14 protein-coding genes are annotated in these 13,961 nt (G+C 69.9%); 8 read left to right on the top strand and 6 right to left on the bottom strand.

What is annotated here, in order from left to right:
• Window positions 1-3: 3 nt before the first annotated feature.
• Genes HUW46_RS36090 through HUW46_RS36075 form a run of 4 tightly spaced genes read right to left on the bottom strand, consistent with a single transcriptional unit; the run spans window position 4 to window position 3,535 of the window.
• Window positions 4-768, bottom strand: coding sequence for an MlaE family ABC transporter permease (locus HUW46_RS36090; RefSeq protein WP_215550321.1), 765 nt, complete (start codon window positions 766-768; stop codon window positions 4-6).
• Between the two features lie 26 nt (window positions 769-794).
• The gene (locus HUW46_RS36085; protein WP_215543200.1) at window positions 795-1,847 is read right to left on the bottom strand and encodes an ABC transporter ATP-binding protein; all 1,053 of its coding nucleotides are present in this window, start codon (window positions 1,845-1,847) and stop codon (window positions 795-797) included.
• Window positions 1,848-1,885: 38 nt separating this feature from the next.
• A complete protein-coding gene (locus tag HUW46_RS36080) occupies window positions 1,886-3,151 on the bottom strand; it encodes a DUF6801 domain-containing protein (RefSeq protein ID WP_331477349.1) in 1,266 nt (421 codons plus the stop codon).
• Between the two features lie 24 nt (window positions 3,152-3,175).
• Window positions 3,176-3,535, bottom strand: coding sequence for a hypothetical protein (locus HUW46_RS36075; RefSeq protein WP_215543198.1), 360 nt, complete (start codon window positions 3,533-3,535; stop codon window positions 3,176-3,178).
• Between the two features lie 36 nt (window positions 3,536-3,571).
• Here HUW46_RS36075 and HUW46_RS36070 point away from each other — a divergent pair, with 36 nt between their 5' ends.
• From HUW46_RS36070 to HUW46_RS36035, 8 genes are all read left to right on the top strand, one after another.
• On the top strand, window positions 3,572-4,528 hold the full coding sequence (locus HUW46_RS36070; protein WP_215543197.1) for an ATP-binding cassette domain-containing protein: 957 nt from the start codon (window positions 3,572-3,574) through the stop codon (window positions 4,526-4,528).
• The gene (locus HUW46_RS36065; protein WP_215543196.1) at window positions 4,525-5,322 is read left to right on the top strand and encodes an ABC transporter permease; all 798 of its coding nucleotides are present in this window, start codon (window positions 4,525-4,527) and stop codon (window positions 5,320-5,322) included. The genes HUW46_RS36070 and HUW46_RS36065 overlap by 4 nt, the downstream gene beginning before the upstream one ends.
• Before the next feature lie 172 nt (window positions 5,323-5,494).
• Window positions 5,495-6,727 carry a lytic transglycosylase domain-containing protein gene (locus tag HUW46_RS36060; protein ID WP_215543195.1) on the top strand — a complete coding sequence of 411 codons (1,233 nt, stop codon included), beginning with the start codon at window positions 5,495-5,497 and terminating at the stop codon, window positions 6,725-6,727.
• Between the two features lie 38 nt (window positions 6,728-6,765).
• Window positions 6,766-7,623: a VanZ family protein gene (locus HUW46_RS36055; RefSeq protein ID WP_215543194.1), complete on the top strand. Its 858-nt coding sequence runs from the start codon at window positions 6,766-6,768 to the stop codon at window positions 7,621-7,623.
• A 274-nt stretch (window positions 7,624-7,897) separates the two neighbouring features.
• Entirely contained in the window at window positions 7,898-8,368 is a 471-nt protein-coding gene (locus tag HUW46_RS36050; RefSeq protein ID WP_215543193.1) for a hypothetical protein, read from the top strand.
• Window positions 8,365-8,997, top strand: a complete 633-nt coding sequence (locus HUW46_RS36045; protein ID WP_215543192.1) for a DUF3558 domain-containing protein — start codon at window positions 8,365-8,367, stop codon at window positions 8,995-8,997. Before HUW46_RS36050 ends, HUW46_RS36045 begins: the two co-directional genes overlap by 4 nt.
• A gap of 2 nt (window positions 8,998-8,999) precedes the next feature.
• Window positions 9,000-10,322 carry a WXG100 family type VII secretion target gene (locus HUW46_RS36040; protein WP_215543191.1) on the top strand — a complete coding sequence of 441 codons (1,323 nt, stop codon included), beginning with the start codon at window positions 9,000-9,002 and terminating at the stop codon, window positions 10,320-10,322.
• A 45-nt stretch (window positions 10,323-10,367) separates the two neighbouring features.
• A complete protein-coding gene (locus tag HUW46_RS36035; protein ID WP_215543190.1) occupies window positions 10,368-11,096 on the top strand; it encodes an ESX secretion-associated protein EspG in 729 nt (242 codons plus the stop codon).
• On the opposite strand, the gene HUW46_RS36030 is transcribed toward HUW46_RS36035, so the two are convergent.
• Together HUW46_RS36030 and HUW46_RS36025 are read right to left on the bottom strand one after the other, a co-directional pair.
• Window positions 11,089-12,465, bottom strand: coding sequence for an MFS transporter (locus HUW46_RS36030; protein ID WP_215543189.1), 1,377 nt, complete (start codon window positions 12,463-12,465; stop codon window positions 11,089-11,091). The two genes, HUW46_RS36035 and HUW46_RS36030, sit on opposite strands and share 8 nt — an antisense overlap.
• Window positions 12,462-13,583, bottom strand: a complete 1,122-nt coding sequence (locus HUW46_RS36025) for a PrpF domain-containing protein (protein WP_254125222.1) — start codon at window positions 13,581-13,583, stop codon at window positions 12,462-12,464. The genes HUW46_RS36030 and HUW46_RS36025 overlap by 4 nt, the downstream gene beginning before the upstream one ends.
• Window positions 13,584-13,961 lie beyond the last annotated feature (378 nt).

The raw sequence follows: 13,961 nt of genomic DNA, 5'->3' as shown, positions 1-13,961 counted from the left end.
GACTCAGGTTCCCTTCGCCGGGACGAGCTGCAGGTACAGCGCGGTGAGCACGGTGTTGACGAAGAACAGCAGCAGGAACGTGATCACGACCGATTGGTTGACCACGTCGCCGACGCCCTTCGGCCCGCCCTTCGGGTGGAGGCCGCGGTAGGCGGCGACCACACCGGCGAGGAAACCGAAGATCAGGGCCTTGATCGAGCTGATCACGAGATCGGGCAGCTGGGCCAGCGCGTTGAAGCTGGCGAGGTAGGCGCCGGGGGTACCGCCCTGCACCACCACGTTGAAGAAGTACCCGCCCACCACGCCGACGACGCTCACCATTCCGTTGAGCGCCACCGAGGTGAGGATCGCGGCGAGCACCCTCGGCACCACGAGGCGCTGGATCGGCGAAACGCCGAGCACCTCCATCGCGTCGATCTCCTCGCGGATGGTGCGCGCACCGAGATCGGCGCAGATGGCCGAGCCGCCCGCGCCCGCGATGATCAGCGTGGTCACGATCGGGCTCGCCTGCTGGACCACCGCCAGCACGCTCGCCGCGCCGTTGAACTGCTGTGCGCCGATCTGGCTGGTCAATCCCCCGAGCTGCAGCGATATGACCGCGCCGAACGGGATCGACACCATGATCGCCGGCGTGATCGACACGCTGGCGATGAACCAGAACTGCTGCACGAACTCCCGGAACTGGAACGGGCGGCGGAACAGCTGCACCAGCACGTCGAGCGCCATCGCGCACATGCGCCCGAATTCGCGCATCCCGTTCGCCGCCATCGACGGCACGCGCTCGATGAACGTGGTCACAGCGGGCCCCCGGGTTCGGTGGCCGGTTGGCGATGTGTCGCGAGTGGACGGATGCCGTAGGCGGCCCGCTCCTCGCGGCTCAGGCTGGCGAGGATGCCGTGCTGGGCCAGCGGCGGCAGCGTGTGCAGAATGCGCAGCACCCGCTCCTTGCGGCGGCGCACCGCGTCCCGGAACGGCAGCCCCGGCGTCGGCTCGATCTGCGGCACGACCCCGCGCATGTCCTCAGTGGACCCGTCGTGGTGCCCGGCGTCGACGAGCGCCTGCTCTTCGGCCATCGTCGCCGAGTCCTTCTCCTCCGACATGCCGATCGGGCCGAGCCTGCTGCCGCTGAGGAACTGCTTGACCACCGGCTCGTCGCTCGTGAGCAGGACCTCGCGCGGCCCGAACATCACCAGGTCCTTGCGAAAGAGCATGCCGATGTTGTCCGGCACGGTCCGCGCGACGTTGATGTTGTGCGTGACGATCAGGATCGTGGCGTCCAGCTGGGCGTTCAGGTCGATCAGCAGCTGCGAGATGTAGGCGGTGCGGACCGGGTCGAGGCCGGAGTCCGGCTCGTCGACCAGGATGATCCCGGGATCGAGCACGAGCGCCCGCGAAAGCCCGGCGCGTTTTCGCATCCCGCCCGAGATCTCGCCCGGCAGCTTCTTCTCCGCGCCGGCGAGGCCCGTCATTTCGAGCTTTTCCAGCACGATCTTGCGGATCTCGGTCTCGGACTTCTTCGTGTGCTCCCGCAACGGGAACGCCACGTTGTCGTAGAGGTTCATCGACCCGAACAGCGCGCCGTCCTGGAACAGCACCCCGAACAGCTTCCTGATCTCGTACAGCTCGCGTTCCGGGCACGAGCACAGATCGACGCCGTTGATGATGATCCGCCCCTGCTCGGGCCGGAGCAGCCCGATCAGCGACTTCAGGAACACCGACTTGCCGGTGCCCGACGGGCCGAGCAGCACGCTGACCTCGCCCGTCGGCAACGTCAGCGTCACGTCCCGCCAGATCAGCTGGCGGCCGAAAGACTTGGTCAGCCCTTCGACCGTCACCTCGACGCCCATCACACCTCCTGTTTTCGCGGCACGGATTTCCGCATCCGTCAGTTCTTGGGACAGTCCGCCGGGGTACACCGGACGTTGAGCGTCATCGTCAACGGGTTGTCCGGACCGGAGATCAGACCGGTGAGCAGCTTGCTGACGTCCTCACTCCCCTGGCAGCCCGCGAACGGCGGGATCTCGTACGTGGTCGACACGGGGGTCGGCTTCCCACCGCTCTTCGGCGGACGCAGGTCGATTTCCTGCTTGAGGTGGATATTCACGGGGGTCGCGGTGCGGCAGTTCGGCCCGACGTCGAGCGGGACCCCGTCGACCTTCGCGTTGCGGACGACGACATTGGCCTTGATCGTGATGTCCACCGGCGAGGTCGGGAACTTCACCTGGATGGATCCGACGGCTTCCTCCGTCTGGACGACTTCGACATCCGAGGTGGCCGGGGTGATCCGGAACGGCACGAAGTAACTCGACGTCGGCGGCAGACCGAAGTTGCCCCGTACCTTGGAAGTGGCGATCTGGACCACCGAATCGAACGTGCCCCGGCCGAACTTCACCTGCGAGCCGAGCTTCTTGATCGTGGTGGTGCTGTCGTCGATCCAGAGCGCGTAGCGAAGCCATCCGGTCGGTTCGGTCTTCGGGAAGTTGTACGGCGGGTCGTCGGCGAGCGCGACGCGCGCCGAGGGCTGCTGCGGCGCACCGGGTTCGATCCGGCCTGGCGCCTTGTCGTCCGCGAGCATGCCGACCGTGGCCAGCTTGCGCGGCGAACCCGGCTCGGCGGTACAGGAAACGTCCTTCTCCACGAGCGACTTGTCCCGCACCGCGTGCAGCTTCAGCGTCGGCGCGAGGTTGGTGACCTCGAACGTCACGTCACCGCCACCGGTCGCCTTCACCGGCGGTACGGCCGCGTCGAGCGGCAGCCGGAACTCCCCCGACGCGGGCAGCTTGGTGAGCGGGATCTTGATCGGCGCGAGCGCGACCTCCTCGGCCGCGGTCCCCTGCCGGACGACCAGCGAGCCGTCGACGGCGCCCTCGAAGGTGGTGACTCCCCACGCCTTCAGTGCGGCCACGGCCGGTTCGGGCAGCACCAGTTCCGCACCGGCACCGCTGACCTCGACCGCGTGGCCCGGTCCCGTCGTTTGCGGAAAGGTCGCGGTGAGCCCGGTCGTGACCCCGGCGGGCCCGTCGGGCAGCGGGCAGGTCGCGGGCACCACCGCGCTGGCCGCGCCCGCCACCGCGGGACTCGCCATGAACGAAACGCCCGCGACGGCCACCGCCGAAGCGAGCGCGAGCAGACGGGTGCGCCGTCGAGTCACCGTTGACAAGGCAGACTTCCTCGATCAGACAACAATGGGACACGAATTCACGAAATACATTTCGCTTACCGGCCAGTACGGTACTGAGGTGGTGCGGACCACACAAGAACCTCCAATAAAACCGCCCGCGCCGCGTCGAAATTCAATTCTTCTTGTCACCGAGGTGAGTGCGGCACCGGAAACGCCCATCGTGCGGAGCACAAAGATCCACCACCACCCGCTTTCGGCCTCCTCGAAGAGTCCTTTGTGGACGGAATCGACCGGAACTGTCACCGCGACCAGGTACCGCCACCTCGAAACTGTCACCAGGCTGAGCGGAACCGCGCCCGTTCTTGCGCGGTTCGCCCGGAAATGGCTACGTTCGCCGCGGGGCCGCTCGGCCATGACCAGCACCGGGGGAAAACGCGCGGGAGGAGTGCCATGTCGTCACAGCCAGGCCGTCCGCGCATCGAAGCGAGCGGACTCGGCAAGACCTACGGCGAGGTCACCGCGCTGACCGGGGTGAGCCTCGTGCTCCCGCCTGGCCAGGTGCTGGCCGTGCTCGGCCACAACGGGGCTGGCAAGACCACCCTCGTGGACATCCTCGCCACCAGGACGCGGCCCGGCACGGGCACCGCGACGGTGTGCGGGTACGACGTGGTCCGCGCACCGGTGGAAGTGCGGCGGCGGATCGGCGCCACCCGTCAGTTCACCGCGCTCGACGACGGGCTTTCCGGCACGGCCAACCTGGTGCTGGTCGCGCGCCTGCTCGGCGCGGGCAAAGCGGCCGCGAAGCAGCGGGCGGGCGAACTGCTCGACTCCTTCGGCCTCGCCGACGCCGCGGACCGGGCGGTGCGCACCTACTCGGGCGGTATGCGCCGCAGGCTCGACCTCGCGGCCGGTCTCGTCGGCGCGCCGGAAGTCCTGTTCCTCGACGAGCCGACCACCGGCCTCGACCCGGTGAGCCGCGGCGAACTGTGGCGGATGGTGCGCGAACTCGCCGGTGGCGGCACCTCGATCGTGCTGACCACGCAGTACCTCGAGGAGGCCGACCGGCTCGCCGACGACGTGCTGGTCCTCGCCGCGGGCGCGGTCGCGGCCGCGGGAACGCCGTCGGAGCTGAAGGCACGGCTGGGAAAGCGCAGCGTTACGGTCACCTTTGGCGACGCCCACGCGTGCGAGCGCGCCTTCGCCACGCTCGACGGTCACGGCTTCGCACCGGTGCGGGACCCGCACGCGCATTCCGTCGCCGCGGCGATCGCCGAACCGTCCGACGTCACGGCGCTGGTGCGCGCCCTCGACTCCGCGGGCACCGAGATCAAGGGCCTCTCGATGACCGAGCCGTCGCTCGACGACGTATACCTTTCACTGCACCGGCAGGCGTGGAGCACCTCATGACCGAAATCGCCTGGCGTGGCAGCGGGTTCGGCACCCAGGTCCGCGTGCTCACCGGCCGCTCGCTGCGCGCGGCCTTCGCCGACCGGAGCCTGTTCTTCTTCAGCCTGCTGCAACCGGTGGTGCTCCTGCTGCTGTTCAGCCAGGTCTTCGACGGGATCGGGCGCCTGCCCGAGGTCGCGCGCTACGGCGCCTACATCGACTTCCTGATGCCGTCGACGCTGGTGAACATCGCGCTCACCACGGCGATGAGCTCCGGGGCGGCCCTGCTCACCGAGACCTACACCGGGTTCGTGAGCAGGCTGCGGGGCATGCCGATCAGCCTGATGTCGGTGCTGCTGGCGCGCACGCTGGCGGACACCGCGCGGCTGGCCGTGCAGCTCGCGGTGACGCTGCTCGCCGGGGTGGCGCTGCTCGGCTTCTCCCCCGGCGGCGGGCTGCTCGGCACGGTGACCGCGGTGCTGCTGACCCTCGTCGTCGGCTGGGGGCTGAGCTGGGTCTTCCTCGCCGTCGCCACGATGGCGCGCAAACCGGAGACCCTGCAGACCGTGTCGTTCATCGCGGTGTTCCCGTTGATGTTCTCCTCCACCGCGTACATGCCGCCGGACGTCCTGCCCGCGTGGGTGCGCGCGCTGTCCACCGTCAACCCGCTCACCTACGCCATCGACGCGGTGCGCTCCCTCTCGCTCGGGTTCCCCGTCGGCGGCGCGGTATGGCTCGCGCTCGCGCTGACCGCGGCCGCCGCGCTCGCCGGCGCGGCGCTCGCGGGGAGGAACTTCCGGCGCAATTCATTCTGATCACCTGACAACAACACCAGCCGGTTTTCGCGTAATCGTGACAAGTTCCGGGCAATACCGGGGAAATTCCCTTACCGCAGCCAAAGTTTGCTATAACCGTTACGGACCTACCGGCTGGTAACTCGATTACCGAGGGGCACCGCGCACTCCGCAAAGCAAAGGAGCTTTGACCATGCGAAGCCGAATTTCCGCAGCGGCCCGCAACGCCGCGAGGCTGACCGGGCTGCCGCACCGGACGGCACTGGCCATGGTCGGCGGCGCGCTCGCGATACTCCCGGTGGCCTCGGCGGCGTCGACCACGATGGCCGTGATCCAGCCGTCCGCGTCCGGCGCCACGCCGCTCCTGCCGCCTTCGCACCCGCTCTCGGCCGTGCCGTCCGGCCCGATCTCCGTGGACGGCAGCCTGCCGGAACCGGTCTCACCGGTGCCGCTCGGCGCACCGGGCTCGGCGCTGGCCCCGGTCGCGTACTCGTTGCCGAGCGGTCCGCTCGGGATCCCCGGCACCGCGCTCAAGGCCTACCGCAAGGCCGCCGATCTGATGGCGGCCGAGCGGCCGGGGTGCCACCTCGACTGGGCGCTGCTCGCGAGCATCGGGCGCATCGAGTCCAACCACGCGCGCGGCGGGTACGTCGACGCGAACGGCACCACGCTCCGGCCGATCCTCGGGCCGGTGCTCAACGGCTTCGGCGCGGTGGCCGCCATCGCCGACACCGACGGCGGCCGCTACGACGGCGACACGGTCTGGGACCGCGCCGTCGGCCCGTCGCAGTTCATCCCCGGCACGTGGCGCGCCTACGGCGCGGACGGCAACGGCGACGGGAAGAACGACCCGAACAACATCTACGACGCCGCGCTGGCCACCGCGCGCTACCTGTGTTCGGGCGGGCTCGATCTGAGCCAGCCCGCCTCGCTGCGGGCGGCGGTGCTCCGCTACAACAACTCCGCCTCCTACGCCGACACGGTGATCCGCTGGGCGGAGGCGTACCGCAAGGGTGTCGCCCCGCTGCCGGACAGCCCCGTCCCGGTCGGCGCGCCGGACGTGCCCGCGGCCCCGGCCACCGAGCCCGGCCCGGGACCGGTGCCGCCGCCCGGAACGCCGCCGGTGACGCCGCCGCCCGGCACGACACCTCCCCCCGGCACCACACCGCCCGGCACCACGCCGCCGTCGACACCGGGCACCCCGCCGTCGACGCCGACGAAGCCGCCGACGACCACGCCCACCACTCCGCCGGTGACGACACCTCCGCCTGCCACCAGCACGCCGAAACCGCCGACGACGACCCCGTCCACGCCGAGCAGCCCGCCGCAGACCACCTCGTCGCCGTCGAAGCCGCCCGCGGACACCACGCCGCCCACCAGTACCGGGCCCACGACCAGCACCGGGGGCGCCAGCACGTCCGGCTGAACCGACGTCCGAGGCACCGGGGCCGAAGGGAATCGCGAATGGCACAGCTGCTCCGGACATTCGGTGAACTGATCACCCTCGCCACGCTGGGCGTCCCGCCCGCCGTGCTGTTCTGCGGCCTGCTCGCGATGCGCCGCAAGCGATCGGGCCAGCGCGACCCCGGCGCCACCGCGGTCTGCGACGTGCTGCTGGTGTTCTCCGCGTGCTGCGTGCTGTACCTGGTCGGCAAGCCCATCCCCGGCCAGGCCAGCACCGCCGATCTCACGCCGGGCACCGAGATCGCCGACGCGCTCGACGAACTGCCGTCGAGCAGCGACCCGCTGTGGCAGGCGGCCGCGAACCTCCTGCTGCTCCTGCCACTCGGGGCGCTGATGCCGGTTCGGTCGGCGCGCCTGCGCTCGGTGGGCAGGATCGCCGGGGGCGCGGTCGTGCTGTCGTCCGCGATCGAAGCGGCGCAGTACCTGTTCCTCACCGGCAGGGTGGCCGCCACCGACGACGTCGTGCTGAACACGCTCGGCGCCACACTCGGCGCACTGCTCACCCGCCGCTGGTGGGCGCGGCGGCGGCGCGAACTGGTCCTCTGCGACATCATCCCGGCCCCGATCCGGTTCCGCACACCGGTCCCGGTGCCACCCGCGCCCGCGACCCGATCGGGACCGGCATGGCACTGGCACCGGCTGCGCCGGGTCGCCAGACCGGCGGGCCCCGCGTCGGCCCAGTCCGCTTTCCTCACCGGCAAGGTACTGACCGGAACGAGCCGCGCGAGACTTCCCGAGAATCCTTTCACGGCAAGCGATCGAGCACAGTTCCTGCCGAACCAGCGGTGCGATTCTGAATCAGGTGAATCCACTGTGGACGCGATCGATCAGGCGCACGCAGGTCTGTATAACCCTTGAGGTGTATGATCTTCCACCAAAGACCAAGCGCCACCGGCACGGTCCGCACCCACGCACCGCACCAGATCAAAATAATCGGCGATTGACGATCTTCGTGCATTCGGGTGATTTCACACGAATTGGCGTTCTATGCGAAGAAAGCCTTCCGGAGCGTGATCGGCCCGCTACAGTAGAGAATGCTGTGGAAGGGCTTCACGTTACCAGCGTCCTTCCACCAGGTGTCGCCGAGGGGAACGGCGCACGCGCAGGCGCGCGCCGGGGGAGGGCACGGCCGATGAGCGAACCCGCGAACGCCCAGCCGCTTGGTGCCCTGGGCTCGTTGCGCTGGATGGATGGCATGGACATCTGGATCGCGGACGCGGCGATCGCCGACGCCGACGCGGCCGCAGCCTCCGCAGGCCGATCCGGTTTCACCCTCGACCTGGACCAGGCGAACCACCTTCTCGACGAAACCATCCGGATTCGCACAGAGTTGGTGCACCTGCAGCGCAAAGCCGATGAGCTGGAAAGCCTCACGCCCCCCGCGCACGACCCGGCGAGCGCGGACTACCACGGCTCGCTCACCCGGCAGGGTCAACAGCCTGGCGCCTTCGCCTACGGTGCGGGGCATCTTCACGTCGAGGTCGATTACCTGGCAGAACTCATCCGCCGGTTGCGCCAAGCGGTGGGGCGTACGGAAGAGACCGATGAGGACGGCGCGAGACATCTGAGGAAGACCCCCGAAGGCGAGGGCTACGCCGGATGAGCCACCACCGGATCGCCACGATCGTCGGGGTCTGCGCGATGACTGCCGCGGCCGCGGGGTGCTCGCGCGGAACGCCTGCGGCGCCTCAGGATTCACCAGCGGCCAACAGTATTCCGCAGACAGCTACGACCGCGGTGCCGTTCGCGGGCGCACCGAAGGTACCTTCCCCGCTCCCCGACTCGGCAATGGCAGGCGATCCGTGCACCGTCTTGACGCCACAGCAGGTGAAGGACGCTCTCGGGAACAAAGTGAGCCAGAAGCGTGACGACATTTCGGGTATCGGTCCCAACTGCTTCTGGTCGACCGATAGCGGTGCGACGATAGCCGTGACCCTGGACACCGAGCCACGGCATGGCCTGAGCGGGTTGTACGCGAACGTGCAGCCGAAGGCCGAGGTGTGGAAAGTGCTGTCCGCCATTCAAGGCTTTCCCGCCGTCGCGAGCGTGACTCCGTCGGGCGGCAAGCCCGATCGGTATTGCAACATCAGCGTCGGACTGCTCGACACCGCGACGGTGGATGTCGGGCTTTTCCTGGGGGACAGCAAGATCGGGAAGGTCGATCCGTGCACCGTCGCCGTGCGTGCGGCCGACGCGGCGGTGTCGACGTTGCGGCAGAAAGTCGGGGGGTAACCATGGTTCCGTTCGATCAGCTCGGTGAAGTGGTCAGCACGATCGCCGAGGGCGTGGAAGACGCGTTCGGGGCGATCGGGGACTTCCTGTCCGAACCGCTGACCTTCGGCGGGAGCGCGGACTTGCCGCAGGCGATGGGCTTGCCGCAGATCGTGGAGGACATCAAGAACGGTCGCTCGGAGGACTGGCACCAAGGCACACGCGGGGCACACGACCTGGCCACCGCGCACCAGAAGGCCAGTGACGACATCGGCAGGATGCTGACCGCGTTGCGGGCGTCGTGGACCGGGCAGGGCGCGGACAGCGCGGACGCCAGGATCGACAAGTTCCGCGCGGTCACGAACGCGGCGGCGGAGCGGTTCACCGCGAACGCCGACAACCTCGGCGCGACGGCGGACGGGTTCGACTACGTTCAGCACCATCTGGAGCCGATGCCGCCGAAGCCGCCGGAGAAGGACTTCTGGGACGAGATCACGCCGTGGAACACCGACGTCGAGGACGCCATCGAAAGCTACAACGCGACCGCGAACCGGAATCTGGAGCTCTACAGCCGTTACGCGGCCGACACCGGTGCCAGCGCCAGCGGCCTCAACGGTGACTACGGGGTGCTGGGCGCCTACGACGGCAAGGATTTCACCATGCGGCACGGGCCGTCGGGTCCTCACGGACCAACGGGCCACGGCGGGCCGGAACCGGTGGTGAAGCACCCCGGCCAACCCGGCCCCAGCGAACCCGGGCACGGCAAGCCCGGCCCTGGCGCTCCCGGTCCCGCCGGTCCACCGGTGTCCCCCGGTACCGGCGGCGATGGTGCGGGCCGGGTACCTCCGCCGACCGGTGGCGCAGGGGGCACACCGGTCGGCGGAGGCCACCCGGCCGAGGAGGGCACCACGACCGCGGGGTACGTACCTCCTGAGATTCCCGATGGCACCCGTTCAGCGGTACCACCCGGCTCGACACCGTCCATGTCCACCGGGACGAGCACCGGAATCGGGTTCGGCATGCCGGGGACGACGGCCGCACCGGGGAGCACCGCACGCGGTGGTGCGAACGGAGGCACGGGACACGCGCCGGGCGCCCGATCCGGTGGCACCGCCGTCGAACCCGGCGCAACCGGGAGCCGGAGCGCCACCGCCGGGGGCCGTGGTGCGAAAGGCGCGCCGGAGGGCGGGATCGTGCCGGGTGGCGGCCGGGGGAAGGACGACGACCGCGAGCACCACCGGAAGTACGGTCTGCCGGACACCATCGCCGAAACGGACGACGAGGCCGAGAACGCCACCGACCCGGTGACCGGGCTGCCGGTGATGCCACCCACCATCGGCGCCTGATCCGTCCGTCCTTGTTCGTGTCACTGCCCTGATCGCGGGGGTCTCGTGATTGACCAGCCGGTGGTGCTACCGAAGATGGTGTTCGTGACGGCGTGCGAAATGGCCGGCTCGAACGGGCCCCTCCCTGCCGTCATCGGCACCAACTGGCACTACTGGATGACCGAGGACGCTCGCACCGCCCTCGCGGCGGAAACCATGGATGCCTTGCGGGACCGGGGTTTCGCGCGCCGGGATCAGCTGCACCCGGTGTGGAAGAACACCGTCGCGGTGCTCACCGGCCCCGATCGGGAGTTCTACGCCTGGAACTCCTTCGCGGACGGCACCACGGCCGCGATCCTGGTCGCCGCTCGGGGCCGCGACGCGGTGCGGGTCGTCGTGGGTGAGGACGTGGTGATGCTCGATCCCGTCGAACCCGAGTTCCTCGCGACCCACCTGCTGGAGGCGCTGCCCGAGCTGCCCGGCGCCGAGGTGCGCACGGTCGCGGTGCCCCGCGCGCTCATGGACGGCACGGACACGGCATCCGGCGACACCCGTGACGCCCAATACCTGGCTGCCCTGATGTGCGCGCCGCGCGACGCGGTCCACCAGCTCTACACGGCGGTGCGAACCCCGGCCGGTGAACGCGAGCGCAGCCTGCCGATCAGCGCGATCGACCTCACCGGCCGGGGCCGCATCCTGACCTACCTCACCGGCGACGACCACGTCGAACTCACGCCGGGCAGCCCCCACCTCGTCGTGCGCACCCTCAACAACACCCACCAGCAGCTCAGTTGACGCCGACCGTGCGCAGGGCCCGGTCGGACCCGGTGACGCAGGTGAGCAGCGCCGCGACACCGGCGAGCACGATGGCGAGCTGGGTGAGCCCGCCATCGGTGGCCTCGGCGCCGAACGCCCACGCGAGCACGCTCGTCGACGCCAGCGCGCCGATGTACTGGGCGGTGCGGAACAACCCGGAAAGCGTGCCGACGCGGTCCGCGGGCGCCTGGACGTACAGCGCGGTCTGGTTCGCCACGGTGCTCATGCCCTGCCCGATGCCGAACAGGAACCCGATCGCCACGACGATCCACAATGGACTCCCGACGGACAGCGGCAGCAGCGCCAGCGAGCCGACGAGCAACGCGCCGGTGGTGAGCAGCAGCCTCGCCCGCACGCCGAGCCCGAGCCGGGTGCCGAACGCGGACAGCGTGACGGTGGTGATCGACATCGGCAGCAGCACCAGCCCGGTCATCGCCTCCGGCAGCGCGTATCCCTGCGCGAGCCATTGCGGGTAGCCGTAAAGGAAGGCGTAGATCACGAGGTAGCCGAGCCCCTGGCGGAGGTAGGTGGCGATCAGCGGCCGGTTACCCGCCAGCGCGCGGAGGTCGAGGAAGGGCTGCCGCGTCCGCAGCTCCCACCAAATGAGCGCACCGCCGGAGACGAGACCGGCGATCAGGTACGGCCACCGCGCCGCTTCCGGGCGCATCACGAACATCAGCAGCGCGGTGAGCGCCACCGCGAACAACCCGACCCCGCCGACGTCCACCGGCGCGCGCGAGGATTTCGCGCCACCGGGCGAATCCCGCGGCAGCCACCACAACGCCAGCGCCAGGCCGATCCCGGCCAGCGGCACGTTCACCGCGAAGGTCCAACGCCAGTCGCCGAGCCCGACCAGCAGGCCGCCCAGCGTGGGGCCGATGGCCATGCTCGCCTGCGTCGAGGTGGCCAGCACGGTCAGGACCCGGTCCGGCACCGCCACCTCCGCCGCGGTCGCGCGCGCCTTCACCAGCGCCATCGCGGCGGGGAACCCGGTCGCGGTACCGAGGCCGAGCAGGATCCTCGACGCCAGCAGCACCCCGAACGTCGGTGCCAGCGCGCCGAGCAGGCCCGCCGCGAGCACCGACACCAGCCCCGCGGTGAGCACGCGCCGCGCGCCCAAGGTGTCCACCAGCCTGCCCATCACCGGCTGCGCCACCGCGGTCACCAGGTACAGCACGGTCACCAGCCACACGGTGTGCTGCGGCCCCACGCCGAGATCGCGCCCGATCGGCACCAGGGTGACCGCGATCATCGACGAGTTGACCGCGTTGAGCAGGGTGCCGAGCACGAGCGGGGTCAGGAAGCGGCCGCCGAACCCGGTCGCCGGCCGCGAAGCCGTGACGGTCACGGCACCGCCACCGGCACGCGCTGCGCCCTCGGCACGAAGATGTCGGCGCGGGCGATCACGCGCGCCGACCGGTTCAGCCGGACCCCGATCAGCCGTTCGCCGTCGAGCACCAGGCTGGCCGAGACCACGCCCGCGGGGGTGCCGAGGCGGATCTCGCCGTCACTGGCCTTGGCGTGGGCGCGCACGGTACTGCCCGGCACCGTGGCCGCGGCCGCCACCGCGACGGTGGCGGTGAGCCCGATCGCCGGATGGGGCGCGTGCATCGACGCCATCCGCACCGAGACGTCGTAGTCGCGGGCGGAGATCCGCGTACCGTCGGTCGCCGTGTAGTCCCGCGCCGCGCCGACGACGCCGAACTTGGGCACCGCGTGGCTGATCGGCCCGCCGGGAGCGACCAGTCCCATGTGGACACCGGCGCGGTGCCGGAGCTCGAGCACCGACGGCAGCACCGCGGCGAACTCGGCGACGGTCTCGCTTCCGGTCAGGCCCAGTGCTTCGGCGTCGAACAACGCGGCGGGTGCGCCCGCGTCGACGAGCGTCGCGGGCGCGGCCCGGTCGGACAGCGCGAAGTCGTCGACCGCCGCGCCGGTGGGCAGCAGCTCGCCGGTGGTGCTGCCCACCGGGTCGAGGAACTCGAGGCCGACCGCGACACCGGGTGAGGCCACCCCGGGGATGGTCGCGTCGCCGAATGGGGTGAAGCGGCCGCCGGGGGTGTCGACCACCGCGTCGATCCTCGATCCGGTGTTGGTGTTGCGCATCCGCACCGTCGTCCGCTCGCCGCGCGGCCTGACCAACCCGGACTGCACCGCGTACAACCCGACCGCGGTGCCGCAGTTCCCGCAGTTGCTGCCCCATTCCACCTCGTTCACCCCGACTCCGACCTGCGCGAACGTGTAGTCGATGTCCACTCCGGACTCGTAGGAGTGCGAGATGATCGCGGCCTTGGACGTGGTCGACGTCGCGCCGCCGACGCCGTCGATCTGGCTGTGGTCCTGCGAACCGAACGCGGCGAGGAGCACGTCCTCGAGCGAGGCGCCGCGGCCGTGCACGTCCGTGACGTCGAACAACCAGCACTTGCTCGTGCCGCCGCGGACCAGGGTGCCCGAAACGCCGATCACTTGTCTTTCCCGCCGTGACATGACAGATACACCGCCTACCATTCTTTTCAGAATTCGAGGATTACCCGAATACATTTCCGATGACTGCGGCACCGAAGTCAACCCGAGGGCCGCGACCGCCCCGATATCACCGGTGGTCGCGCATCAGCCTCGTTATTAAACGTACAGTAAAGGAAAAGTCATGTCAAAGCGCATGCGCTGGAAAGTCACAGGTCCACGCACATTACCGGGAGTCACTCACCCATCCCACGAACGAGTGAAACCGGGTTTCCCGGGGAACTTTTCGCCCTGAAGCCCGACCAAGAACGGGTTCTCGCGGCGATTTTCTGAACCGGCGGTGAACGGGCGGCCAAAGGGGAACCACGTTCCCGCGCGCGA

This window comes from Amycolatopsis sp. CA-230715, from assembly GCF_018736145.1.
Classification (GTDB): Bacteria; Actinomycetota; Actinomycetes; order Mycobacteriales; family Pseudonocardiaceae; genus Amycolatopsis.
This window is presented reverse-complemented; position numbering and strand designations above follow the sequence as displayed.

What these genes read in the sequence shown, in the direction of transcription:
- HUW46_RS36055 (WP_215543194.1), top strand. Translation starts at nt 6,766, where the DNA reads ATGGCACAGCTGCTCCGGACATTCGGTGAACTGATCACCCTCGCCACG.
- HUW46_RS36050 (WP_215543193.1), top strand. Translation starts at nt 7,898, where the DNA reads ATGAGCGAACCCGCGAACGCCCAGCCGCTTGGTGCCCTGGGCTCGTTG.
- HUW46_RS36040 (WP_215543191.1), top strand. Translation starts at nt 9,000, where the DNA reads ATGGTTCCGTTCGATCAGCTCGGTGAAGTGGTCAGCACGATCGCCGAG.
- HUW46_RS36065 (WP_215543196.1), top strand. Translation starts at nt 4,525, where the DNA reads ATGACCGAAATCGCCTGGCGTGGCAGCGGGTTCGGCACCCAGGTCCGC.
- HUW46_RS36060 (WP_215543195.1), top strand. Translation starts at nt 5,495, where the DNA reads ATGCGAAGCCGAATTTCCGCAGCGGCCCGCAACGCCGCGAGGCTGACC.
- HUW46_RS36090 (WP_215550321.1), bottom strand. Translation starts at nt 768, where the DNA reads ATGGCGGCGAACGGGATGCGCGAATTCGGGCGCATGTGCGCGATGGCG.
- HUW46_RS36075 (WP_215543198.1), bottom strand. Translation starts at nt 3,535, where the DNA reads ATGGCCGAGCGGCCCCGCGGCGAACGTAGCCATTTCCGGGCGAACCGC.
- HUW46_RS36070 (WP_215543197.1), top strand. Translation starts at nt 3,572, where the DNA reads ATGTCGTCACAGCCAGGCCGTCCGCGCATCGAAGCGAGCGGACTCGGC.
- HUW46_RS36045 (WP_215543192.1), top strand. Translation starts at nt 8,365, where the DNA reads ATGAGCCACCACCGGATCGCCACGATCGTCGGGGTCTGCGCGATGACT.
- HUW46_RS36085 (WP_215543200.1), bottom strand. Translation starts at nt 1,847, where the DNA reads ATGGGCGTCGAGGTGACGGTCGAAGGGCTGACCAAGTCTTTCGGCCGC.